Origin of the sequence: Myroides injenensis M09-0166, from assembly GCF_000246945.1 — a bacterium.
Classification (GTDB): domain Bacteria; phylum Bacteroidota; class Bacteroidia; order Flavobacteriales; family Flavobacteriaceae; genus Flavobacterium; species Flavobacterium injenense.
Genome location: NZ_BAEX01000007.1, coordinates 1 through 25689, shown reverse-complemented (window position 1 = coordinate 25689; position 25689 = coordinate 1). Strand labels below are relative to the sequence as shown.

22 protein-coding genes are annotated in these 25689 nt (G+C 31.0%); 6 read left to right on the top strand and 16 right to left on the bottom strand.

The window, feature by feature from the left end:
• Positions 1 to 26: 26 nt before the first annotated feature.
• Together RH98_RS02220 and RH98_RS02215 are read right to left on the bottom strand one after the other, a co-directional pair.
• The gene (locus RH98_RS02220) at positions 27 to 845 is read right to left on the bottom strand and encodes a DUF4197 domain-containing protein (protein ID WP_010250032.1); all 819 of its coding nucleotides are present in this window, start codon (positions 843 to 845) and stop codon (positions 27 to 29) included.
• A 19-nt stretch (positions 846 to 864) separates the two neighbouring features.
• The gene (locus RH98_RS02215; RefSeq protein WP_010250030.1) at positions 865 to 1392 is read right to left on the bottom strand and encodes a DUF7935 family protein; all 528 of its coding nucleotides are present in this window, start codon (positions 1390 to 1392) and stop codon (positions 865 to 867) included.
• A gap of 1195 nt (positions 1393 to 2587) precedes the next feature.
• Between RH98_RS02215 and RH98_RS02210 the strand changes: the two genes are divergently transcribed.
• From RH98_RS02210 to sucC, 3 genes are all read left to right on the top strand, one after another.
• Complete coding sequence (locus RH98_RS02210) at positions 2588 to 4924, top strand: ATP-dependent helicase (protein ID WP_010250028.1); 2337 nt, start codon at positions 2588 to 2590, stop codon at positions 4922 to 4924.
• 28 nt (positions 4925 to 4952) lie between these two features.
• Positions 4953 to 5573, top strand: a complete 621-nt coding sequence (locus RH98_RS02205) for an L-threonylcarbamoyladenylate synthase (RefSeq protein WP_010250026.1) — start codon at positions 4953 to 4955, stop codon at positions 5571 to 5573.
• A 148-nt stretch (positions 5574 to 5721) separates the two neighbouring features.
• Positions 5722 to 6915 (top strand): ADP-forming succinate--CoA ligase subunit beta, encoded by a 1194-nt coding sequence (gene sucC, locus RH98_RS02200; RefSeq protein ID WP_010250023.1) that lies wholly within the window; start codon positions 5722 to 5724, stop codon positions 6913 to 6915.
• Between the two features lie 367 nt (positions 6916 to 7282).
• On the opposite strand, the gene RH98_RS02195 is transcribed toward sucC, so the two are convergent.
• From RH98_RS02195 to RH98_RS02185, 3 genes are all read right to left on the bottom strand, one after another.
• Entirely contained in the window at positions 7283 to 7720 is a 438-nt protein-coding gene (locus tag RH98_RS02195) for a DUF1456 family protein (RefSeq protein ID WP_010250021.1), read from the bottom strand.
• Positions 7721 to 7756: 36 nt separating this feature from the next.
• Positions 7757 to 9742, bottom strand: a complete 1986-nt coding sequence (gene uvrB, locus RH98_RS02190; RefSeq protein WP_010250019.1) for an excinuclease ABC subunit UvrB — start codon at positions 9740 to 9742, stop codon at positions 7757 to 7759.
• 94 nt (positions 9743 to 9836) lie between these two features.
• Positions 9837 to 11075 carry an OmpA family protein gene (locus tag RH98_RS02185; RefSeq protein WP_010250017.1) on the bottom strand — a complete coding sequence of 413 codons (1239 nt, stop codon included), beginning with the start codon at positions 11073 to 11075 and terminating at the stop codon, positions 9837 to 9839.
• Positions 11076 to 11243: 168 nt separating this feature from the next.
• Between RH98_RS02185 and RH98_RS02180 the strand changes: the two genes are divergently transcribed.
• The gene (locus RH98_RS02180; RefSeq protein WP_026038686.1) at positions 11244 to 11666 is read left to right on the top strand and encodes an NUDIX domain-containing protein; all 423 of its coding nucleotides are present in this window, start codon (positions 11244 to 11246) and stop codon (positions 11664 to 11666) included.
• A 48-nt stretch (positions 11667 to 11714) separates the two neighbouring features.
• Here the strand turns inward: RH98_RS02180 and RH98_RS02175 are convergent, their stop codons facing one another.
• The 3 genes from RH98_RS02175 to fahA all read right to left on the bottom strand — a co-directional run bounded on the left by RH98_RS02175 (position 11715) and on the right by fahA (position 13971).
• The gene (locus tag RH98_RS02175; RefSeq protein WP_010250013.1) at positions 11715 to 11999 is read right to left on the bottom strand and encodes a DUF3817 domain-containing protein; all 285 of its coding nucleotides are present in this window, start codon (positions 11997 to 11999) and stop codon (positions 11715 to 11717) included.
• A 111-nt stretch (positions 12000 to 12110) separates the two neighbouring features.
• Positions 12111 to 12485 (bottom strand): hypothetical protein, encoded by a 375-nt coding sequence (locus tag RH98_RS02170; protein ID WP_010250011.1) that lies wholly within the window; start codon positions 12483 to 12485, stop codon positions 12111 to 12113.
• A gap of 196 nt (positions 12486 to 12681) precedes the next feature.
• Positions 12682 to 13971: a fumarylacetoacetase gene (gene fahA / locus RH98_RS02165; RefSeq protein WP_010250009.1), complete on the bottom strand. Its 1290-nt coding sequence runs from the start codon at positions 13969 to 13971 to the stop codon at positions 12682 to 12684.
• Positions 13972 to 14080: 109 nt separating this feature from the next.
• Here fahA and glyA point away from each other — a divergent pair, with 109 nt between their 5' ends.
• Complete coding sequence (glyA, locus tag RH98_RS02160; RefSeq protein ID WP_010250008.1) at positions 14081 to 15355, top strand: serine hydroxymethyltransferase; 1275 nt, start codon at positions 14081 to 14083, stop codon at positions 15353 to 15355.
• Between the two features lie 57 nt (positions 15356 to 15412).
• On the opposite strand, the gene RH98_RS02155 is transcribed toward glyA, so the two are convergent.
• The 8 genes from RH98_RS02155 to RH98_RS02120 all read right to left on the bottom strand — a co-directional run bounded on the left by RH98_RS02155 (position 15413) and on the right by RH98_RS02120 (position 23161).
• Positions 15413 to 16153 (bottom strand): acyl-[acyl-carrier-protein] thioesterase, encoded by a 741-nt coding sequence (locus RH98_RS02155; protein WP_010250006.1) that lies wholly within the window; start codon positions 16151 to 16153, stop codon positions 15413 to 15415.
• A 1-nt stretch (position 16154) separates the two neighbouring features.
• A complete protein-coding gene (gene miaA / locus RH98_RS02150; protein WP_010250004.1) occupies positions 16155 to 17072 on the bottom strand; it encodes a tRNA (adenosine(37)-N6)-dimethylallyltransferase MiaA in 918 nt (305 codons plus the stop codon).
• Complete coding sequence (locus tag RH98_RS02145; RefSeq protein WP_010250002.1) at positions 17056 to 17907, bottom strand: ion transporter; 852 nt, start codon at positions 17905 to 17907, stop codon at positions 17056 to 17058. Before RH98_RS02145 ends, miaA begins: the two co-directional genes overlap by 17 nt.
• A 12-nt stretch (positions 17908 to 17919) precedes the next feature.
• Positions 17920 to 19269: an exonuclease domain-containing protein gene (locus RH98_RS02140; RefSeq protein WP_010250000.1), complete on the bottom strand. Its 1350-nt coding sequence runs from the start codon at positions 19267 to 19269 to the stop codon at positions 17920 to 17922.
• 17 nt (positions 19270 to 19286) lie between these two features.
• Positions 19287 to 19958 (bottom strand): YggS family pyridoxal phosphate-dependent enzyme, encoded by a 672-nt coding sequence (locus RH98_RS02135; protein WP_010249998.1) that lies wholly within the window; start codon positions 19956 to 19958, stop codon positions 19287 to 19289.
• A gap of 11 nt (positions 19959 to 19969) precedes the next feature.
• Complete coding sequence (locus RH98_RS02130; RefSeq protein WP_010249997.1) at positions 19970 to 21187, bottom strand: DUF1015 domain-containing protein; 1218 nt, start codon at positions 21185 to 21187, stop codon at positions 19970 to 19972.
• A gap of 82 nt (positions 21188 to 21269) precedes the next feature.
• Positions 21270 to 22160 carry a 3-hydroxyacyl-CoA dehydrogenase family protein gene (locus tag RH98_RS02125; RefSeq protein WP_010249995.1) on the bottom strand — a complete coding sequence of 297 codons (891 nt, stop codon included), beginning with the start codon at positions 22158 to 22160 and terminating at the stop codon, positions 21270 to 21272.
• Positions 22161 to 22195: 35 nt separating this feature from the next.
• On the bottom strand, positions 22196 to 23161 hold the full coding sequence (locus RH98_RS02120) for a Gfo/Idh/MocA family protein (RefSeq protein WP_010249993.1): 966 nt from the start codon (positions 23159 to 23161) through the stop codon (positions 22196 to 22198).
• A gap of 1865 nt (positions 23162 to 25026) precedes the next feature.
• Between RH98_RS02120 and RH98_RS02110 the strand changes: the two genes are divergently transcribed.
• The gene (locus RH98_RS02110; protein WP_010249991.1) at positions 25027 to 25671 is read left to right on the top strand and encodes a protein-L-isoaspartate(D-aspartate) O-methyltransferase; all 645 of its coding nucleotides are present in this window, start codon (positions 25027 to 25029) and stop codon (positions 25669 to 25671) included.
• Positions 25672 to 25689: the final 18 nt, after the last annotated feature.

Genomic DNA, 25689 nt, shown 5'->3' with positions numbered 1-25689 from the left:
ATAATAATGTTATTTGATGTATTTGTTTAAAAAATACCTAATTCACTAAAAAAACCTCCTTTTTTTTCTTTTTTCTCTTTTTTATTAGGAGTCGTATTAGTTGAATTGTTTTTATTTGAAGTATTTGTTGTATTATCTTGAATTGCGAATACTTCCTTTAAAAGCTTATTAGAGCGGGCCCCGCCTATGTTCTCACGAATATTATCTTCTTCTACAGCGATCATTGAAAATACCCCATCCATTGTTTTGTTAGTAACGTAATCAGTAAGATTGGTATTCACTGGAGTTACTAAAGGTAGGTTGTTATAAGTTGTGAATATTTTTTCCCATATACCATCTGCACCTACAGAAGATAACGATTCTTGGACAACAGGGTTAAATTTGCTATATAAAGCTTTAGAAGTGGATGATTTTAAATAATCAGTTGCCGCACTTTTACCACCTAATAAAATGTTTTTTGCATCGTTAAATGAGATGTTCTTTACAGCATCTACAAATATTGGCGTAGCTTCTTTCACTGCATTTTCAGCAGCTCTGTTTAGTAGTACTAATCCTTGATCTGCTAAGCTACCCATACCTAGTTTTCGCAATGTCTGATCTACTTTTTGTATTTCATCTGGCAGTAGAATTTTTACTACTTCATTTTTATAAAAACCATCTTTTTGAGTAAGTTTACTCACTTGCTCTGTGATTCCCTTGTCGAGCGCATCTTTTAACCCACTAGCAACTTTGTCTTGGCTAATATTAGAAATTAAGTCTGTAACTTTTTTTTGTGCAAATACTGTGTTTACATTACTTGTTAATACAAGTGATAAAACGGATAATGCGATAATTCTCTTTTTCATTTTTGGTGTTTTGTTATTTTTATAAGTAATTCTGAGCTTCAGCTTTTACAGCAGATAAACTGATTTCTGTATTTCTTGCAAGCTGTTGGCTTTGTTGCAATAAAAAAGTTTGAAGCTCATAAGCGTTATTTACATTAGGTAATAGTGATCCTTTCTGTATAGTGCTTATAATAGTGTTTTTTGTTTGAATGATTATTTCCCACAATTCATTTGATATATAAATTTGTTGAGATAAGTTGTACTCAAATTCTTGATTAATATGTTGAATTAATAAGAACTGATAGTTATCCTTGTTTTCACTGCTCGGCTGTATACGCAATAATAATTTTTGTAAGTCTATGCGCTCAATTAATAGCGTTAATCGTTCACAAGCTTGTAACTTTAGAGCGTTGGTATCAATTGTTGGTTTTTGTAGAGTACTAATTAAAAAGTGATCTCGCTTATTCTGTTTCTCTAATATTTTATTGAAATAAACATAAGATAATGCCGCGGTGATTAATGCTGGTATACAATAAGCGAGTAATTGTAGTATAAAATCAATTTTCATAGTGCTTTTATTTATAAGCAAAAATAGGGATTAAAATATTGTACTCATTAAAGATTGGTAATCTTATAATAATTACAAATCATATTTAATATTTTTTTAGCTTTTTGAATACTTCGTAAGATGAACCTATTACTTTGTTTAACGTATGAATTGTTTCTAGATTGCTAACTGATAGGTAAATTTCTTTTATATTTTATTTTAAATAATAAAGTTAAGGGCTTTATGTGGGATACTGCTTTATTGCCCTAGAATATGGACTACTAGCTATAGAATGTTTTTAGTGTATGTAATCTTGTATTCTAAGTATAATCAATTCTTCTTCTATAGATTATCTACTGAGTTCATCTTTGAATTTTATATAAACCTTATCTACTTTATTCCAATTAAGGGAATTGTATATAAAATCAATATATCTATTTACTTATAAGGTCAATAATGGCTTAAAATTACCCTTTTTTGGTCTTTATAAAGTTTTGAATATTTCCATAAACCCTGTATCTGTAAGGGTTATGATAGTGTTTTGAATATATAAGGGCAAATTTACTTGGTAGTGTTTAGGAATTGTTTGTGTGAGCACTGCAAAAACGGGGTCTTACCCGAACAGTACTGCAACGGTACCCCAACAACGCTGGCATTAAAGCTGATTTTGATTTTTAGAAAATGGAAAAATAGTTGAAATTAAATTGACTTTTTTACAGTCAATTTAGAAGAAGAGTAACACTTTGATTTGTGTATTTTTGTTTTGGTCAATTAGGTATGACGCTGAATAACACTACAAAATTACAACTTATTTCTTTATCTAAACTATTGTTTTTTTCTAAAATCCATTGCTTAGTTAATTATGTAAATTAAAGTGAATCATCCCTTTGTCCTTTAAGCTAGGTAGATAGTGTTTATAAGATATAGGAATCTTTCCCGTAGGGATTAAATATATATTTTAACTAAATAAATGGAAGTTAAAGCTAAGCACTTATGTTCTAACATGGTTTTTTATTAAGGTAGCGCTGGGCTTATCAAAGTAGAAAACATTGTGAAAACGTTTCATTGCTGGCAGATAACAGAGAGTAGTATAAAAGATTAAAATCAAAACGAATAGTAGGTTGAATTTAGATTATTAAGAGAAGATTATATGCTATTAAAAAACTTGCTATAAAGGTATAGTAATTGTAATTTTGGCTTTTTACGAAAAAAGGATATGCAAAATTATATTGATCAGTTAAATGAGGCACAAAGAGCACCTGTATTACAGAAAGATGGTGCAATGATTGTAATTGCGGGGGCGGGATCTGGAAAGACGCGTGTATTGACATTGCGTATTGCCTATTTGATGCATCAAGGAGTAGATGCTTTTAATATATTGGCTCTAACTTTTACTAATAAAGCAGCTCGTGAAATGAAAACAAGGATTGCTCAAATAGTAGGAAGTACAGAGGCTAAGAATTTATGGATGGGAACGTTTCACTCGGTATTTGCTAAAATTTTGAGATTAGAAGCTGCTCGTTTAGGATATCCTAGTAATTTTTCTATTTATGATTCGCAAGATAGTCAGCGCTTGATAGGGCAGATTATTAAAGAAATGCAGCTAGATAGAGATGTTTATAAACCTAAGGAAGTACTTAATCGTATTTCTTCATACAAGAATAGTTTAATTACCGTTAAAGCATATTTTGAAAATCCAGAGTTGCAAGAAGCTGATGCTATGAGCAAGAAGCCAAGAATAGGCGAGATTTATCAAAATTATGTAGAGCGTTGTTTTAAATCTGGTGCAATGGATTTTGACGATTTATTGCTGAAGACTAATGAACTATTAACTCTATATCCTGATGTATTAGCAAAATATCAAGATCGCTTTCGTTATATTTTGGTAGATGAGTATCAAGATACTAATCATTCTCAGTATTTAATTGTACGAGCACTATCTGATCGTTTTCAGAATATATGTGTAGTAGGAGATGATGCTCAGAGTATTTATGCTTTTAGAGGTGCTAATATTAATAATATATTAAACTTCCAGAAAGATTATGACAATGTACAAACCTATCGATTAGAACAAAATTATCGTTCTTCTCGCAACATTGTGGAGGCTGCCAATTCTGTAATTGACAAGAATAAGGTAAAGTTGGAAAAAGTTGTGTGGACTGAAAACCCACTAGGACCAAAGATTAAAATACATCGATCTCTCACTGATGGTGAAGAGGGGAGATTTGTTGCGTCAACTATTTTTGAAGAAAAAATGCGAAATCAAATGAATAATAGTGATTTTGCAATTTTATATAGAACGAATGCGCAGTCTCGTGCTATGGAGGATGCTTTGCGCAAAAAAGATATTCCATACCGAATTTATGGGGGCTTATCTTTCTATCAACGCAAAGAGATAAAGGATGTTTTATCTTACTTGCGATTGATTATTAACCCTAAAGATGAAGAAGCGCTAGTTCGTGTAATTAATTACCCAGCTCGTGGTATTGGAGCTACTACGCTGGATAAATTAACCATTGCTGCTAATCATTATAAGCGCTCAATTTTTGAGGTAATGGAGCATATTGATAAAATTGATTTAAAGATTACCGCTGGTACAAGAGGTAAACTAACAGATTTTGTCAATATGGTAAAGGCATTCCAGGCTCAAGATCAGACTATGGATGCTTATCAGTTAACGGAGCATGTGGCAAAGAAAACAGGTTTAGTACAAGAACTTAGAAAAGATACTACGCCAGAAGGGATTACTCGTATGGAAAATATTGAGGAATTACTGAATGGTATTAAGGATTTTATTGAGGGACAGAAAGAGGTTGATGGGGCTAGAGGTTCTTTAAGTGAATTCTTAGAAGATGTAGCATTAGCTACTGATTTAGATAAAGATACTGGAGATGATGATAGAGTAGCGCTTATGACTATTCACTTGGCAAAAGGATTAGAGTTTCCTACTGTATTTTGCGTGGGTATGGAGGAGGATTTGTTCCCTAGTGCGATGAGTAAGAGTACTCGCTCTGAATTAGAAGAAGAAAGAAGATTATTCTATGTTGCTTTAACAAGAGCTGAACATCAAGCTTATTTGACTTATGCGCAATCGAGATATAGATGGGGAAAATTAGTAGATAGTGAACCTTCATGTTTTATTGATGAGATAGATGATCAGTATTTAGAATATCTGACGCCTGTAGAAACAAATTATCGCTATAAGCCAATGATTAATGCTGATGTCTTTGGCGATGTAGATAAAAGTAAACTAAGGTTGAAAAAACCAGTAAATGGTAATCCACCTGCTTACATAACAAATAATAATGAGGAGCCCGCATTAGACAGAAAAATCAGAAAGTTAAAACCTATAGATTCTTCTTCTAGTAGTGCTAGTCATGGAGCGAATGGTGATTTGCAAATTGGAAATATAGTAATGCACGAACGCTTTGGGAAAGGTGAGATTTTAAATGTAGAGGGAGTAGGAGCAGATCGAAAAGCAGAAATAAAATTTGATGTGGGTGGTATTAAGAAACTCCTTCTTAGATTTGCTAAACTTAAGGTTTTATCGTAATTTGTTAGGGTAATAAAGTAAAGAAACTATGTCACAATTTATAAAAATATATCCTGAGAATCCTAATGAAAAGGAGCTTGATAAAGTAGTGAAAATATTGCGTGATGGAGGATTGGTTATCTATCCTACTGACACTGTATACGGCTTGGGATGTGATATTACGAATAGTAAAGCGCTAGAACGCATTGCTAAAATAAAAGGTGTTAAATTAGATAAAGCTAATTTTTCTTTTATCTGCTATGATTTGAGTAATATTTCAGATTATGTTAAACAGATAGATACTTCTACTTTTAAGATATTGAAGAAAGCTTTGCCAGGTCCTTATACATTTATATTACCTGGTAATAATGATCTGCCAAAAGAGTTTAAAAAGAAAAAAACGGTAGGTATTCGCGTGCCAGATAATAACATTGCAAGAGAAATTGTAAAAAGATTGGGAAACCCAATTGTTTCTACTTCGATATATGATGAGGATGAAGTTTTAGAATATACTACGGATCCAGAGTTGATTTACGAAAAGTGGCAAAATACAGTGGATGCTGTAATAGACGGGGGATATGGTGATAATCAGGCATCAACGGTAATTGATTTATCGGGACTAGAGCCAGAAGTGATTAGAGAGGGAAAAGGAGACATTGATATTTTTTAATAAAGAATTTACATTAATCATTAAAATAATAAAATAAACAAAGTTAAATACGCAATTTAATACGACATAACCTTAATTTAATTAGGGGAATTCAAACTGAATTGTTATTTTTGTATCTGTTTATATTAAAAGCTAAACGTATCACACTATGAATTTACATGAATTTCAAGGTAAAGAAATATTAGCTAGCTACGGTGTAAGAGTGCAACGTGGATTGGTGGCTAACAACGCAGAAGAAGCAGTTGAAAAAGCAAAACAACTTACAGAAGAAACTGGTACAAGTTGGTATGTAATTAAAGCTCAAATCCATGCTGGAGGTAGAGGTAAAGGAGGAGGAGTTAAGTTGGCTAAAAACTTAGACGAAGTAAAAGAAGTCGCTGGTAAAATTATCGGTATGGACTTAATTACTCCACAAACTCCACCAACTGGTAAAAGAGTTAACCGTGTGTTAGTTGCAGAAGATGTATACTATCCAGGTGAAAGTGAGACTTCAGAGTTTTACATGTCAGTATTATTAGATAGAGCTACAGGACGTAACATGATTATGTATTCTACTGAAGGTGGAATGGATATCGAGGAAGTTGCTGAAAAAACTCCACATTTAATTTTCAAAGAAGAAATAGATCCTGCTGTAGGTTTACAAGGATTCCAAGCTAGAAGAATTGCTTTTAACTTAGGATTATCAGGAAATGCATTCAAAGAAATGGTTAAATTCGTGGATGCTTTATATAAAGCTTACATTGGAAGTGATTCATCAATGTTTGAAATTAACCCTGTATTAAAAACTTCTGATGATAAAATATTAGCTGTAGATGCTAAAGTTACTTTAGATGATAACGCATTATACAGACAGAAAAAATATGCTGAATACAGAGATTTAACTGAAGAAAGACCAATCGAAGTAGAAGCTAAAGAGGCTGGGTTAAACTATGTTGACTTAGACGGTACAGTTGGATGTATGGTTAATGGTGCTGGATTAGCAATGGCTACTATGGACTTAATTAAGTATGCTGGTTTTGAACCTGCTAACTTCTTAGACGTAGGAGGTACAGCTGATGCAAAACGTGTTGAAACTGCTTTCCGTATTATCTTAAAAGATCCTAATGTAAAAGCTATTTTAATTAATATCTTTGGTGGTATCGTTCGTTGTGACCGTGTTGCTCAAGGTGTAGTTGATGCTTACAAAAATATGGGAGATGAAATTAAAGTTCCTATTATTGTTCGTTTACAAGGAACAAATGCTGAGGTAGCAAAAGAATTAATTGACAAATCTGGTATGCCTATCTTATCTGCTGTTGCTTTCCAAGAAGCTGCAGATCAAGTACAAGCTGCTTTATCTTAATTATTTCTTATAACATATAAGTAAAGTTAAAGGGACTATCTTTCTGAGATAGTCCCTTTCTTTTTTGGGGATTTTAATGATGATAGGTGAGAAAATTTCTTTAACAAACTATTGCTTAAACTGTACTGTTCAATAGTGTAAATCTATTTTATATTTAAACCATTCTTGCCACCTATAGTAGTTAATAGGGTACTTGTTATAAAATTTACAGGTGCTATTTATTATGTTGTATTTTTTTTGTCTTACTATTTATACTGGACAAATTATGAAATAAATACAAGTTTTGACAATTGTGATTTTACTGAATAAAAAAGGCTATCTCTAAATATGAGACAGCCTCTTGTATTTTTCTTGAAAAAGAAAGTTGTTAATCTTTCTTTTTTCCGTTATTGAATTTAATCCCAGCTAACGGTGATTTATTATAACTTCCTTTTTTATTATCTGTTTTCTTATATGAAGATTTTGTATCTTTATTATTGTTGCTTTTAGGAGTGACTTTTTTGTAAGTTTCATTCGTTTTAGCAGGACTTGTTTTTTTTACTTTAGATTTATTTTCTTCTAAAACATCCATTGGGTTCTTAGGATTCTCTTTTGTGCCTCTAAGGTAAATTACTAGACCATTTAAAAAGTTTCTTAGTATTTGATCTCCACATTCAACATATTTAGGGTGGTCAACATTTCTGAAGAAATTGCCAATTTCACCTTTTGAAATTTTAAAGTCCACTAATTGAAGTATTTCACAGATTTGATCATCTCTTAACTGTAGTGCTACTCTTAATTTTTTGAATATATCGTTATTCGTCATTTCTTTTCGTATTTATGGTGTAAAGATAACTAAAAATTATAATTTTTCTTTCAATATTTTTATTTCATCGCGTAGTCTTGCAGCATTAATGAAATCTAAGTCTTTGGCAGCTTTCTCCATTTCTTTTCTTTTATCTCTTATTATCTTTTCTATATCTGCCTTGGATTTGTATTTAATATCTATTTCTGCAGCTTTAGCTAATCTCGTTTGTTGTTGTTCTTCATAAGTTGATTTTAATAAATCACTTGATATTTTCTTAACGATAGCTGTTGGTTTGATATGGTGTTTTGTATTATATGCAGTTTGTTTACTTCTTCTATAGTTTGTTTCATCAATTGTTTTTTGCATACTATCTGTTATTTTATCAGCATACATAATTGCCTTACCATTAACATTTCTTGCAGCACGACCTACTGTTTGTGTTAGTGACCTATGACTTCTTAAAAAACCTTCTTTATCTGCATCTAAAATAGCTACAAGGGACACTTCTGGTAAATCTAGTCCTTCTCTTAGAAGGTTTACACCTATTAATACATCAAATAATCCTTTTCGTAAATCTTGCATAATTTCAACTCGCTCAAGCGTATCTATGTCTGAGTGAATATATCTACAACGAATACCAACTCTAGTGAAATATTTCGCCAATTCTTCCGCCATTCTTTTAGTTAGAGTCGTCACTAATATTCTTTCATCTAATTCTACTCTTTGTTGAATTTCATCTATAAGATTGTCTATTTGATTTTCTGTAGGGCGAATTTCAATAGTAGGATCTAAAAGTCCTGTTGGTCGGATAAGTTGTTCGACTACTACGCCTTCCGATTTTTGTAATTCATAATCTGCTGGGGTAGCAGAAACAAAAACTACTTGATTTTGCATTGCTTCAAATTCTTCAAACTTTAGGGGTCTGTTATCTAAAGCTGCTGGAAGTCTAAATCCATACTCTACTAAATTTTCTTTTCTAGATCTATCACCACCATACATTGCATGCACTTGTGAAATTGTTACGTGGCTTTCGTCTATTATCATTAAGAAATCTTTTGGAAAATAGTCAAGTAAGCAGAATGGGCGAGTACCTGGCTCTCTACCGTCAAGATATCGTGAATAATTTTCTATCCCAGAGCAATATCCTAATTCTCTGATCATTTCTAAATCAAAGTTTGTACGTTCTTCAAGTCTTTTTGCTTCAAGGTGTTTGCCTATCTCTTTAAAATATTCAACTTGTTTGACCATATCTTGCTGTATTTCCCATATTGCTCTTTGCAAAACATCAGGAGAGGTTACAAACATGTTGGCAGGATATATTGTAAGTTGAGTGTATTTTTCAATTACTTGAGAGGTATTGCTATCAAATACTTCTATATCTTCAATTTCATCTCCAAAGAAGTGTATTCTAAATGGATTGTCTGCGTAGCTTGGAAATACTTCTACAATATCCCCTTTAATACGAAATGTGCCTGGAATAAAATCTGCTTCTGTTCTTGAGTATAAACTTTGTACAAGCATATGTAAAAGCTTTGTTCGACTTATTACTTGGTCGAGCTCTAAGGTAATGACATTTTTCTGAAACTCAGTAGGGTTACCTATTCCATATAAACATGAAACTGATGCAACTACTAATACATCTCTCCTTCCAGAAAGTAGAGCTGATGTAGTACTAAGACGCATCTTTTCAAGTTCTTCATTTATAGATAAATCTTTTTCTATATATTGTCCTGTAACTGGTATAAAGGCTTCAGGTTGGTAATAGTCATAGTAAGAAACGAAATACTCAACAGCATTATGTGGGAAAAAACTTTTAAACTCAGTATATAATTGAGCAGCAAGAGTTTTGTTGTGAGCTAATACGAGTGTTGGTTTTTGTACTTGTTGTATAACATTTGCAACAGTAAATGTTTTACCTGATCCCGTAACACCAACTAAAGTTTGGTATTTGTCATTGTTCTCAATACCTGTGCTTAATTGTTTGATAGCTTGAGGTTGATCTCCAGTAGGTTTATAGTTTGATTGTATTTCGAATTTCATAATAAAAGTAACTTCTTATACAAAGTTAGTTATTATAAAATAAAAAAGCGCAAGAATAATCTTGCGCTTTTCTTTATTAAGTAATTGTATTTAATTAGTTAATTTTAAATACAACTTTTCTTGCGATTTTACGAGCAAGAGCTGAGTCTTTAGCAACTTCGTCATCAATTCCATTTCCTTTAGCAGAAACTTTAGATGCAGCTACGCCAGATTTAGTAAGAATGTCTTTAACTGTGTTAGCACGTCTTGCAGATAATTTATTGTTGTACTCTTTGTTTCCAACAGCATCAGCATATCCGATAACTTCTACAGAAGCAGATGGGTTATTTTTCATATAGTTAACAATGAAATTAATTCCATCAACTGAGCTTGGTTCAGCTTTGTCAAAGTCAAAGTATACAGCAACGTATCCTTTGTTAATTAATTCTTTAACCATTGCAGCGTCATCAGCTTGTAAAGTATGGTCTAATTTACCATATTTCTCTTCGATGAATGCTTCGATATTATCAGCAATACCGTTATTGTTTTTATCGATATTTCTACCTCTAGAATCAACTAAGGCACCTGCTGGAGTATTAGGTTCTAAATCTAAATAATCTGGCACACCATCGTTATCAGAATCTTTAAGGTTGTTTTCGATAGTACTTAATCTGTTAGATAATTCAGCGATTGCTTCATTTTCTTTAGCTGATTCTGCATACCAGTCAGCATGTTGAGCGTTTTTACCAATATAGATAGAAAGACCTACAGAAGCATTAAACATTGTTCCTTGAAAAACAGAACGATTAGTTTCTGTTAATCCATCCCAATTTTGATTTTGTTGAAGATTTTGAATAACAGTAAAGTCAGCGTTTAAAGCAATTCTTGGGTGTACTTTAACTTGTCCAGTCAAACCTGCCATTAAGTGTCCCATGTTATCAGTTCCACTGAATCCATCTCCGTTCATCCAAGAGTATCCTCCCCCTGCGTGAATCTGAGCGTTAAATACACTAGTCCAAGTTTCAAAGTTTAAGATTCTTCCCAAGTTAACAACTCCTTCTAAACTTGTTCTGTAGTAGTCAGTTTGTAAATCAGCGTCATTTGTCCAAGAATCAATTTTGTCATATCCAAAAGATGCTTTTACTCCGAATTTATTATTAATGCTGTAACGAACCCCACCGTCTAAATGTAAGTTTTTAAAAGTTTCAGCAGCAAATCCAGATGAAAGAGTTCTTGCTGGTTTAGCAAATCCACCATTTAAATCAATTGACCATTTGTTGTAGTTTCCATCTTGTGCCATTGCACTTCCAAAAACAAACATAGAAGCCAATAATGGTAATGTTAATTTTTTCATAGTTGTAATTTTAATTTCCAAATAAACTTGATTAAGTTATAATCTTGTTTTTACTAATCGCTTTATAAAGGCAAATATAATAGAAAGTTTTTAAAATTGTGTAATTTTGAAATGTTTTTCGCTTAAAGAAAGGTTAAAAAATGAATGTTTTATATTTAATTGATTAAAATGACCTATATATCTAAGATTTTCGTAACAGTTGATACTGTTTTGTTTAAAAAAGAAAGAGAGAGAGCTTTTTTATTGTTAATAAAAAGGAAAAACAATCCGTTTAAGGGTTTTTGGGCTTTACCTGGTGGCTTTGTAGATGAAAATGAAGACATTTTAGAGGCTGCAAAACGAGAACTCTTTGAAGAAACAACTATTAAATGTGATTCATTAATACAAGTGGGGGCTTTTGGTAAACCATTTAGAGATCCTCGATCGCATGTAATAACTATTGCTTATTATGGATGGGTAGAAGCTGATATTGTTGGTAAAGCTGCGGATGATGCAAAAGAACTTGCTTGGTTTGATATCAATGATTTACCAAATCTTGCGTTTGATCATGAAGTAATTATTAATGAAGCTATAAAAAAGCCTTTTAATTAAAAGGCTTTTTTTATGACTAGTCAACTATCATCTTGTTTTATGATAAATTTAATTAGCAGGTTTCTTTAGTAATTTTGCTTCTACTATAAATGTTCCAAAAGGAATAACAGATGCAAGACATACTAATAGATAGGTTTTTATACTCCATTTTTCATCAGATTTGATAACAGTAGCAAATACTATATATGCTATAAAGAGAATTCCATGTGCCATACCCACTTTAGTTACCATTTCTGGTTTGTCTAAAATATATTTTAATGGCATTGCTATAAAAAGTAGAACTAGTAATGATACACCTTCTAAAAAGGCTATGATTTTAAATAATTTCAACATATTGTTTTATTATGAGTTTGAGTGGTAAAAATAGATTTTTAATTTGATAGAATAAAAAAAGGACTAATTATTTTCAAATTAGTCCTTTTTAATAGTATTGTATGTATACTTTTATGCAAAAGCTTGGAGTTTACTGTTGTATTCTCTAAGATCTGCCAAATTATGTTTATTGTTTATATCTTTAAAAAGAGATAATAAGTATTGAAGACTTTCTAAATCTGTTTCTGAAGTAATTTTTTCTTCAGTTGTAGTTTCTTCTGTTTCTTCAATTGGCTCATCAGATGGAACTGCAATTAAAAAAGCATTATTGTTTTCAAGGTGTTCGTAAGTTAATCTAATAGCCTTAACTAAAACCGGCTTTTCTTCTAATAGAGCATATTCTCTTAATTTCTTAAGATTTGGAACAATGTTTTCTATAACAAGACCATCAGTTATAAGATCAGATTGAATCTGCTTTATGAGTTTTAATGCATTAGCGTTTTCCACAGTATAAATCTTTTAAAAAAAATTATTTCTGCAAAAGTAAACTTTTTCTACTTTATTACTCTAAAAAACTTGACTTTTTATTAAACTTACAAAAAATAAGATAGTAATATATTGTATTATAGTAGTTTAAAATGCTATTTGTTTTAGTTTTTATTAAAATAATAAAATTTTCAGCCTGCTTGTTTTAAATAAAACTTTAGTTTGTAACCATTACTGTTGCTGGTAATAACATATTACTCACTTCTCCAAAACCGATGCGAATTTTATCATTTTTACAATAACCTTTCATTGTGATAGTATCATAATCTTCAATAAAAGTTCTAGTAGATCCATCTTCCATTACTATTGGATTTTTCCCACTCCAAGTTAATTCAAGTAAGGAACCAAAACTATTTGGTAATTCTCCAGAAATAGTTCCTGAACCCATTAAATCTCCAGAATTAACTTTACAACCATTAATAGTATGATGTGCTAATTGTTGGCTCATAGTCCAGTACAGGAACTTAAAATTAGACTCGCAAATTAATTTAGCCTTTTTATCTTTAGGTTGTAAATATACTTCTAAGTTTATATCAAAAGTACGGTCACCTTCTTGTTGTAAATACGGTAGGGGCAAAGGTGTTTGTTTTGGACTTGCAACTCTAAAAGGTTCTAGAGCATCTAATGTAATAACCCATGGAGATATTGATGTAGCAAAGTTTTTAGCAAGAAAGGGACCTAGTGGCACATATTCCCAAGTTTGTATATCTCTTGCACTCCAGTCATTTAGTAATACCATACCAAAAATGTGATCTTCGGCTTCATTAACTGGAATATTTTCACCTAGTAAGTTTGCGTCTGTGGTGATAAAACCAGTTTCTAATTCAAAATCTATACGTGTTGATGGACCAAATACTGGAGTAGTTTGTCCTTTAGGAAGAGTTTGACCAACAGGTCTTTTTATTGGTATACCTGATGGGATCACAGTTGAGCTTCTACCATGATAGCCTACTGGAATATGCAACCAATTAGGTAGTAATGCATTGTCTGGATCTCTAAACATTTTACCTACATTGGTAGCATGTTCTTTACTAGAGTAGAAATCTGTATAATCTCCAATTAATACTGGTAATTGCATCTCCACTTCAGACATTTCAAAAATGATTCTATCTCTATGTGTAGTGTTTTGTTGTAAATCTTTATTATTAATATCAAAAATTTCTGCAACTCTGTTACGTATTGCTCTCCATGTTTTTTTACCCGAAGATATAAAATCATTTAGAGTATCTTGTAGAAAAATGTCATCAGTTAATTCTATTCCATTAAAATAACCTAATACTTTTAAGGCATTTAAATCAATGGCATAATCTCCTATACGTGTACCAATAGTGATTACATCATCTTTAGTAATAAAGACCCCAAACGGTATATTTTGAATTGGAAAATCAGAGTTGTCTTTTATCTCTAACCACGATTTCCTTGAAGGGTCATTCGCGCTAATTATCATAATTTATTTATTTTGGTGTTAATAGTATATTCAAATATATAATTAAGACTGAAAATAACAAACGTTTTTTGTATTTTTGGAAGCAATTAAATGAAACACACAAACTAAAATGAGAAAAGACAAAGAAATTTTTGATCTTATTGTTGAAGAACAAGATAGACAAATTCATGGTATTGAATTAATTGCTTCAGAAAACTTTGTAAGTGAAGAAACAATGGAAGCTGCTGGTTCATGTCTAACCAATAAATATGCTGAAGGGTATCCTAATAAAAGATATTATGGTGGATGCGAAGTTGTTGATGTTGTAGAGCAAATAGCAATTGATCGCGCAAAAGCATTATTTGGTGCTGAATATGTTAACGTTCAGCCTCACTCAGGTTCTCAAGCCAATACTGCTGTATTTTCTGCTTGTTTAAAACCAGGTGATAAAATATTAGGATTTGACTTGTCTCATGGCGGACATTTAACTCATGGTTCACCTGTAAATTTTTCGGGGAGATTATATGATCCTGTTTTTTATGGAGTAGAAAAAGAAACTGGATTATTAGACTATGACAAGATTCAAGAAATAGCTACTAAAGAGCAACCTAAATTAATAATAGCTGGTGCATCTGCATTTTCTCGTGATATGGATTTCAAACGATTTAGAGAAATTGCTGATAGTGTAGGAGCTCTTTTAATGGCGGATATTTCACATCCTGCAGGTTTAATTGCAAAAGGATTATTAAATGATCCTGTTCCTCATTGTCATATCATTACTACAACTACTCATAAAACTTTAAGAGGACCACGTGGCGGTATTATTCTAATGGGTAAAGATTTTCCTAATCCATTTGGATTAAAAACCTCAAAAGGAGAAGTGAGAATGATGTCATCTCTTTTAGATAGTGCTGTATTTCCAGGTAATCAAGGAGGTCCTTTAATGCATATTATAGCTGCAAAAGCAGTTGCTTTTGGTGAAGCTTTATCTGATGAGTTCTTTAGATATATCTTACAAGTACAAAAGAATGCAAAAGCAATGGCAGAAGCATTTGTTAAAAGAGGATATAACATCATCTCTGGTGGAACTGATAACCATATGATGTTAATTGACTTGAGAAATAAGAATATTTCTGGTAAAGAGGCAGAGCAAGCATTAGTAAAAGCTGAAATCACAGTTAATAAAAACATGGTGCCTTTTGATGATAAATCCCCTTTTGTTACTTCAGGTATTCGTATTGGAACACCTGCAATTACTACTAGAGGGTTAGTAGAATCAGATATGGAAACTATCGTTGAATTAATTGATAGAATTATAACTAATCACACAGATGAGGCTATTATAGAAGAGGTAGCTGACGAAGTGAATGAGATGATGGCTGAAAGACCAATGTTTGTTTGGTAATATGTGCTGAATAACGATAAGAAAAAACGCTTTACTTTTATAAGTAGAGCGTTTTTTTTATTCTATAATACATTGAAAGTTAATGTTATCTTGGGCATCTTGGATAATAAAGTGCTTTTGATTTGAATTTAAAACTTGAGAGATAACACAGCTCTCCTTGTACAATAGTTCCTTTTGAAAAACCATATCTATTAAACAGGGTGTATCATTGATTTTTATGTCCTTTTCTTTTATTACGTCTATTATCCATTCAATATATTTGATATTGGTAACATGCTTTACCATATCGAGATCAGAATATTTGACAGTATAGTCGCTTAGCTTTTCTGTTTTATAATCTTTTTTGAATTTATAAAACTCCCCCGTTATTGCAGTTTTATTACTATATTTTATAAAATGGTCATGAGGTAATTTCATATATTCAGGTCTTCGTCTTTCAGTATTTAAGATTACCCAAAGAGAGCTTGCTTTAGCTATTTTTCTATCAGATATATATACTTCAAAATTTCTAGTTGACCGAATACCATCTAGCTTTTGTATCCACGTAACTATTTTAATTGTATCTTGCCATTTAGGTAAAATTTCAATCTCTAAGCGAAATTTATTAATTACCCAAGCTTGTTTAACGCTTTGAAGATCCCAGTAACTTATTCCACCTACAACTGCATGATTGGAAGCAACCATCTGTATAAGTTTGCAAAAATCAGAGATTTTTATATTGCCATTAATGTCACAATCAAAATAATCTACTTCAAATTCTTGTTCGTAAATAGATTTAAAGAGAGGAGAAATAGGCATACTAATTTATTTTTTTATTTATAGTTTCAAAGATTATTTCAGGATCTGTTTTATAATTAAACCATAATACATTTTCTGTACGTTTAAACCAAGTAATTTGTCTTTTAGCAAATCTTCTAGTGTTTTTCTTAATTTCTTCAATTGCAAAATCAAGGGAAAACTCGTTATTGAAAAAAGAGAATAATTCTCGATAGCCAACGGTTTGCAATGCATTATTATCTTTATATGAATAAAGGTTTTTTGCTTCATTGAGTAATCCATTATTCATCATAATATCTACGCGTTGATTAATCCTTTGATACATTTGTTCGCGATCAGCTTCTAACCCAATTATTATAGGGATAAAGTTCCTTCTATTTTCTTTTTTATTTAAAAAAGAAGAATAAGGTTGTCCTGTACCAATACATATTTCCAAAGCTCTTATGACTCTTTGTGGATTATCAATGGCAACTTTATTGTAATGTATTGGATCAAGTTCTTTCAATAAATTTTGTAAATAGGAAAGTCCTTTGTTTTCTAAATCGATATTGAGTTTTTCTCTTATTGAAGGATCAACATCAGGAAAATCATCTAAGCCATTTAGTATTGCATTCACATACAATCCAGATCCACCAACCATTACTTGTATTGTATTTTCTTGAAATAATTTGTTGAGTTTTTCGATAGCATCTCTTTCAAAATCTCCTACAGAATAAGTTTTTTCTATACTGATATTCTGTATGAAATGATGCTTAGCCGCTTGTTGTTCTTCTATGGACGGAACTGCAGTGCCAATTGTCATTTCTTTATAAAATTGGCGACTATCGCATGAAATTATATCACAATTATAATGTTGTGCAATCTTGATCGCAAGAGCAGTCTTTCCAATAGCTGTTGGGCCAATAACAACAATAAGATAATTTTTATTTTCTGTATACATTTCCTAATTTTTGACCACAATTATAGCAGTAATTAGCATCTTCATCATAAATAATTGTTGTACAAGAAGGGCAGTTTCTTCTTTTTTTAGCATCTAATCTATTTCTTTTAATATTAGAAAATTCAGCTGTTACAATACCCGTTGGCACAGCGATAATACCGTATCCCATAATCATGATAAATGAAGCAATAACTTGCCCTAGTATTGTTTGTGGAGCAATATCTCCATATCCTACAGTAGTTAGGGTTACTATACACCAATAGATACTGTGTGGAATACTTGAGAATCCATTTTCTTTACCTTCAATAACATACATTAGTGCTCCCAGAATTATTGAAACCACTAAGACAAAGTAAACAAAAACTATAATCTTTGTTCTACTTGCTTTTATTGCTAGTTTCAAATGAGATTCTTGACCAATATAAGGAACTAAGTTTAAAATTCCGAATAAACGCAATAAACGCAATGCTCTTACTACCGTTAATACTTGTGCATCTACTATAAAGAAAGATAGGTACATAGGTAAAATAGAAATTAGATCTACAATACCATAAAAACTAAATACATACTTTAATGGTTTTTTATTACATAAAATCCTTAATATATATTCAATAGTAAAGAAGACAGTAATAATCCATTCCAAAACCTTTAAGCTGATATGGTGTTTCATATCAAAGCTTTCTATAGATTCTAGCATTATTAAGAATACACTTAATAATATAATACCAAGTAAAGTAAGGTCAAATAACTTTCCTGCAAATGTATTTGAACCATAAATAACGATATAAATCTTTTGTTTGAGTATATCCCACTTATTCTTTAATCTCTTTCTCAAGGCTTGTGTATTTTAAAACTGTATTAATTTATAACCAACTTTCTTATTTAAATAATTTAAAATGATATTGCGATTATTGCGGTTGAACGTAATTGGCGTTACATTCGCAGCTAAACGTTCAGGAGAATTTATTTGATAATTTAAATCGAAATAGCAATATCCTACTAGTTTACCTTGTTGAAGAACCACAGCACTTTTTTCATCTACTTTTCTTCCTTTATAAATAATTAATACATTATCGCAATCAATATTGTATTTTTCAAATAGTGATAGTATTGATTTATTATATATATCACTATCTTTCTCTAAAGAGTCTGAAAAGTTTTCTGAGGTAATTTTATTTGACTTCTTTTCATTGATTAAATCTAAGAAATAAAAAGATTCAAATTCTTTAAATATTTTATCTATAAATTTTTTACCTTCATTAGGAGAGGTAAAAGCCATTTGATTTCGTTTTCGCCCATCAGTTTTCTCTATTGATAAGTAGATATAACCTTTTATATTATACTTTAAATAAAGTGAATAGGGGTAAACACTTTTTTTGGAAACTTTATTGTATTTAGGTTTATTAATAGCTATTTCCTCTGCTTCCTTTAAAAGAGCAATTAATTCATTCCCAGTTTTTTCGAACGTTACAGTATAAGTTTCTTTCTGTATTTTCTTAAAAACAGTTGAATTACTGGTAAAATGTTGAAGTACTTTCTTTTTAATATTACGACTTTTTCCAATGAAAATAATTTGTCCTTCTTCATTGTGAATATAATATATACCTACTGTAGCGGGTAGGTTATCAGCAATATCAAGAAATTTAGGATTAATTCCCGTTTTGATATCTGATTTTACCATTGATTTTAAAATCCTTTTTTCTTGATCTTTAGAAAGTAATAACTGGAATAGCTTCAGGGTTGCTAAAGCATCGCCACTAGCTCTATGACGATCTGCAATAGGAATTCCTAAAGATCTTACTAATTTACCTAGAGAGTAAGATGGCATATCAGGTAATATTTTTTGAGATAGTTCTACCGAACATAAAGTATCCCTGTGGTAGTTATAACCAAGTCTTTTAAACTCATTGCGAATTACACGATAGTCAAACTCAGCATTGTGCGCGACAATGATACAACCTTCAGTAATTTCTAAAATGCGCTTGGCTACTTCAAAAAACTTTGGTGCAAGCCTTAACATAGCATTATTAATTCCTGTCAGTTTAACTACAAATGGTTGGATTTCTATTTCTGGATTAAGTAAGCTTATAAATTGGTCAACAACTTTTTCACCATCAAATTTATAAATGGCTATCTCAGTTATCCCTTCTTCATTATACTGTCCACCAGTAGTTTCAATATCTAAAATTGCGTACAATGTATTTGTGGTATTAATTAATAATTACGGTTACCAAATATGCTACTACCTATTCTTATCATAGTACTACCACATTCAATAGCTATTTTATAGTCGTTACTCATCCCCATAGATAGAGTAGTTAAATCTACGTTGTCTAGTTGATTAAATTTTTGGTTTACTTCATCGTATATTTTCTTTAATGAAGTGAATTCTTGTCTAATGGTACTTTCATTATCCGTAAATGTAGCCATACCCATTAATCCTTTTATTGAAATATTTTCTAGTGCTTTAAATTCATCACTATTTAAAATTTCAAAAAGTTCTGATTGATCTAAACCAAACTTTGTTTCTTCTTTGGCGATAAAAAGTTGTAATAAACAAGGAATAACTCTATCGTATTTTTTTGCTTGTTTATTTATTTCTTGTAGTAATTTAAAACTATCTACACCATGTATTAAAGATACATAAGGAGCAATATATTTTACTTTATTTCTTTGAACATGACCTATCATATGCCATTGGATATCTTTAGGGAGGATTTCATATTTGTTAGTCATCTCCTGTATTTTATTTTCACCAAAAATACGTTGCCCTGCTTCATATGCTTCAATAATAGCTTGATTCGGTTTAGTTTTTGATACAGCTACAAGGGTTACATTATTAGGCAAAGAAGCTTTTATTTGATTTAAATTATTTCCAATTGACATTTTTAAAGTTTTTAAATTTCATAAATTAATAATCCATTCGAGAATTTAGGCTCGATGTAGGTACTTTTTGGAGGCATAATTAAAGAATTATCTGCTACCTTTTTTATTTCATGAACATTAGTAGGGTATAGCATGAAACCCACTTCATATTCGCCGTCATCCACTAATTCTTTAATAGAAACAATAGATTCATTACCAGGTATATAATCAATTCTTGCGTCATTTCTTAAATCATCTAGACCTAAAATAGGATGAAGAACTTCATCATATAAGATTTGTGCATCTAATTGCTGTAAAATATCGTCTGTTTCTAATTTGTTTTTTAATGTAAGCGCATAAAAGTCCCCATCCAAATACATTCCGAATTCCATCTTTTTAGTAGGTTTCCAAAGTTGCTGTTCTTTATTAATAACAGTAAATTTTGTCTCTAGTAGTGATAAGAATTCTTCTTTTGTATGATTGTTTAAATCATGAATAATCCTATTAAACTCATATATTTTAATATTACTATCTGATATTAAATAAGTCATTACAGAGTCTTTATGACCTTTTTCATTATTAGGATTTTCTTGATGTAAGAGATCTGCTGAGGCAAAACGGTGGTGACCATCAGCAATATACATCTCGTTGATAGAATCAAACTGCTGACATAACCAATCAATATCTGATTGTTGATTTATTTTCCAAATGGTATGTCTTTCTTTTGTAACCGTTGAAAAGTCATAAATAGGTCTGCCATTTTTATATTCAGTAATCCATTCATTAATACTTTTATTATCAGGGTACATCATTAATACAGGCTCTGTATTAAATCTACTGTACTCAAGATATTCCTTGAATAATTTCACACGATATTCTAGTGTATCCTCGTGTTTTTTAATTACGTTTGTTTGGTAATCCTCAAGTGAAGTACCTGCAATAATACCTGTAAATAGAGTGGTTTTATTTTGAATTTGATAAAGATAAAGAACAGGCTTTTCTTCTTTAATTAAAATTCCTTCCTTTTTGAAATCATTTAATTTAGCTGCGACCATTTTAAATCTCTTATCACTAGTTACTTTTTGAGGGTTAACATAGGCTGGATTTAAAACGTGTAGAAATGAAAATGGATTGTAATCTAATAGATAAGCTATTTCTACAGCTGTATGTTCTTCGTAAGAACGACAACTAACTAAACTAACTTTATCACGTGTTGGTCGTAAACCTTGAAAAGGAATAATTTTTGCCATTATTATGTTTATGGTATCAAATTCATATTAAAGATAGTTAACTCCATAAATGAGTTAACTATCCTTAGTTGTTTATTTTTTATTATTTAGAGAACATCTTAGCTACTTTCTCTGCTTTTTTACTTTCTGTATAGTCGTAAAAACCTTCACCTGATTTAACTCCTAGTTTACCTGCCATCACCATATTTACTAATAAAGGACATGGAGCATATTTAGGATTTTTAAATCCTTCATACATTACATTAAGTATTGATAGACATACATCTAATCCGATAAAATCTGCAAGTTGTAAAGGACCCATTGGATGTGCCATTCCCAATTTCATAACTGTATCGATTTCTTCTACACCAGCTACACCGTTGTATAGTGTCTCGATTGCTTCATTTATCATTGGCATTAAAATTCTGTTCGCTACGAATCCTGGGTAGTCATTTACTTCTGTAGGTACTTTATCTAATGTTTTTGAAAGATCCATGATTTGTTTTGTAACATCATCACTTGTATTATATCCTCTAATGATTTCCACCAATTTCATGATAGGTACAGGATTCATAAAGTGCATACCAATTACTCTACTTGGATTTTTTACTACAGATGCAATTTGCGTAATAGAAATAGAAGAAGTATTTGAAGCTAGAATAATATTTTCATCACATACTTCACTTAATTCTTTGAATATATTTAACTTTAACTGTACATTTTCAGTTGCTGCTTCAATTACTAAATCAGCATTAACAACACCATCTTTTATTTCTGTATAAGTGATAATGTTTTCTAATGTAGCTTTTTTGTCAGCTTCAGTAATTGTGCCTTTAGAAATCATACGATCTAAATTCTTAGCAATCGTAGTCATTCCTCGTTCTATTGATTTTTCATTAATATCAATTAATAATACTTTAAAACCTTTTTGAGCGAAGGTGTGTGCAATCCCATTTCCCATAGTACCTGCACCTATTACTGCAATATTTTTCATGTTTAATTATTTTATTTTTTGTTAGTTAATGTTTTCTATTTCCCAAAAGCTTCAATAATTTGATAAGCTAATTTTAATGCTTTAGTACCATCTTCTAGTGTTACTACTGGTCTAGTTTTATTTACAATAGCATCGTGAAAAGTTTCTAATTCATCTAGAATTGCATTGTTTTGATGTACTTCAGGATTGTCATAATAAATTTGTTTTTTAACCCCTTCAGCATTTTGTAGAATTAAATCAAAATCTCCTGGTACTTCAGGCGCTTCTTTCATCTTAACTACCTCACATGTTTTTTCTAAGAAATCTACAGAGATATATGCATCTTTTTGGAAGAAACGTGTTTTTCTCATATTTTTCATTGAGATGCGGCTTGCTGTTACATTTGCCACGCATCCGTTTTCAAATTCAATACGCGCATTAGCAATATCTGGAGATTCGCTAATAATAGCAACGCCACTAGCACTAACGTGTTTTACTGGAGAATTTACAACACTTAAGATTGCATCTAAATCGTGAATCATTAAATCAAGTACTACAGGTACATCTGTTCCGCGAGGGTTGAATTCTGCTAAACGATGTGTTTCTATAAACATTGGATTCTCAATCTTAGATACTACTGATCTAAAAGCAGGATTAAATCTTTCAACGTGTCCCACTTGACCATAAACGTTGTGTTTTTCTGTAAGGGCTATAATTGCCTCTGCTTCTGCAACAGTTGTGGTAATAGGTTTTTCAAGAAAAACGTGCTTACCTGATTCAATTGCTAGTTTAGCACAGTCGAAATGGGAAAGTGTAGGAGTAACAATGTCTACCACATCGACAGCATCTATTAGTTCTTCAATAGTATCAAATTTTCGATATCCAAATTCAGCTGCTACTTTTTCAGCATTTTCAGTAAAAGGATCATAGAATCCTACCAAATTATATTTTTCAGATTGGTTAAGCAGACGTAAGTGAATCTTACCTAAATGACCTGCACCCAATACACCAACTTTAAGCATAAAATCTTTATTTTGAACAAAAATATAACTTATTTACGGATTGCATAAAAATTCCGAAATAAACTTTGTTGCAAGACTTTGTCAATGTCCTTTTGCCAATTCTATTTAATCAGCGTTTTTGTTTGATTAGCAGCTATTAAAAGTGGTCGTCTTGACTTTTGTAAAAGAATGAAGGGTATAGAAATTTGTGTTACTAAATAAACAAAAACTACAGCTACGCGTCCCAAATACGCCATAGTGATAGTGTGACAATATAGAAATAGATATAGTTCTACACTTCCAACTTCCAAAAAGAGGATATAAATCAAAAGCCTCACTGTTTTAATCCATAGTAGCTTAGAAAACAGTTAGAGATAAAGAAATAATAGTTAGTATCTGTCCTAATTAACGAAATGGAAAAGGTGATGAAGATGATTATTTTGATAAGAAACCACACAATGAAAGATGTGCGATTGAAAGAATAAATGCTTGGTTACACAGCTTTCATTCTTTATTCAATAGATTCAAGACGACTTTATCTAGTAGGCTGACATGGGATCTCATGGATTTTATCATCATAGGTCTAAATAAATTTTAGAACACTAAAAAGTCAAGATATTTTTATCTTATTATCATTTATCCAATTCATTACAACCGTTTTGTTTTTAAATTTCTTAGAAATTAATCATCTAAGTATTTATTTAAAGTTCTTTTTTGAATAGAAATACCTAAAAAGATTGATGTAATATTTGAGTCCAATATGCATTTATTACTAAAGGCGAGAGGATTTTTTCAACAACGCGTCAACAGTTCTTCAAGATTCCTTCAACAAATTGTCCTCTATATGGAGCAATCATGGGGAATTGTTGAAGAAGTGTTGAAGGATTTAGCACGAGTGCTTATGAATACAGGCTTTGGCAAGCATTCTATTTTTAACTCAATAAATTGTTTTTTTTATCTAAAACATTGTAATTTAACTAGATATGTTTTTCAGGCTTAAAAAAAAGTAAGGTGTTTTTTTATTTTGCTCACATCGTTAAATTGTTTATGAAAAAACTCATAACTTATTGAGATGCAAAGGATATATTTGATGTAGAAAGATGTAGAAATTTATTTTGAAGACATAACTATTCAATTACTGAATACTGAACAACCTTTATCTTGATTATTTTATTAATGATTATGCTAGTTTAGATTTACAGAAGCTTAGAAGAATATTTAAAGATAAATAAGAGCTTACATTTTTCCTAATGTACGAAAAGGACAAAAGAATTAAAATATGTAATTTGATGAAAAACTATACAGAGAGAGATATGCTATTGAAAGAACTAATGCTTTGTTAGAAGTCTTTCATTCTTTACACAATAGATTCAATACTACATTATTTAGCTGGATGACTTGGAACTCATAGTCTTTATGGTGATAGGTCTAAAGAGATTTCAGAAAACTAAAAAGTCAAGATGACTTTAAAGAGAAAAATATGCCTTTTATCTTCTTGTATGTAAAATATATCTATGAACTAAAATAAGAAATATAGTTTTTTAGGGATTTTAAATGATATAGATTGTAATACGATTTGGATAATTATGTGAGGATAGTAAGAGGAGTAAACATTGCTTCAACAATTCTTTAATTAATGGCTCGTTTTTCATGGGGGTGGTGAAGAAATGTTGAAGAACTGTTTTTTAATGCCAACGATGCAGTATTTCTTGGGAGTGAATAAATAAGAATACTTGTAGTTTATTAGACATTTGATAAGTATCTTAAGAACCTTGTATGATGTAAAAGAAATTGTTTTTGCTTCTTCTTAAGCGCTTATATTGGTAATTATAACTAGTCTTTATCAGTAAATATGCTTAAATTTGTGCAAATTAATTTTTTAAAAAGTGAAGGATTCTGCAAAACATCAAGGTCTCAGAAATCAGTTAGTTGAAGTTCTTAAACAAAAAGGAATAGAAGATCGCTCTGTGCTCCAGGCAGTTCGTTCTGTACCACGACATTTATTTTTAGATTCAAGTTTTGAGGATTTTGCATATCAAGATAAGGCGTTTCCCATAGGAGCAGGGCAAACTATTTCACAGCCTTATACTGTAGCTTTTCAATCACAACTGTTGAAAGTAGAAAAAGATGACAAGATTCTAGAAATAGGAACGGGGAGTGGTTATCAAACGGCTGTTTTAGTTGCTATGGGGGCGAGGGTTTACAGTATTGAACGACAAAATGAATTATATCGAAAGACCAGTAATTTGTTACCTAAATTAGGTATACGTGCTAAATTGCTAACTTTCGGAGATGGTTATAAAGGGCTTCCTAATTATGCTCCTTTCGATTCTATTATTGTAACAGCAGGTGCGCCTTATATTCCTCAAGCTTTATTAGGGCAAGTAAAGGTAGGGGGGAGAATTATTATTCCGCTAGGTGAGGAGAATCAAATAATGACAGAGTTGATAAGAATTAATGAAACACAGTTTGAAAAGTTTGAACATGGGGATTTTAAATTTGTTCCTATGTTAGAAAATAAAAATTATTAAAAGAATAGTTATAAAAAA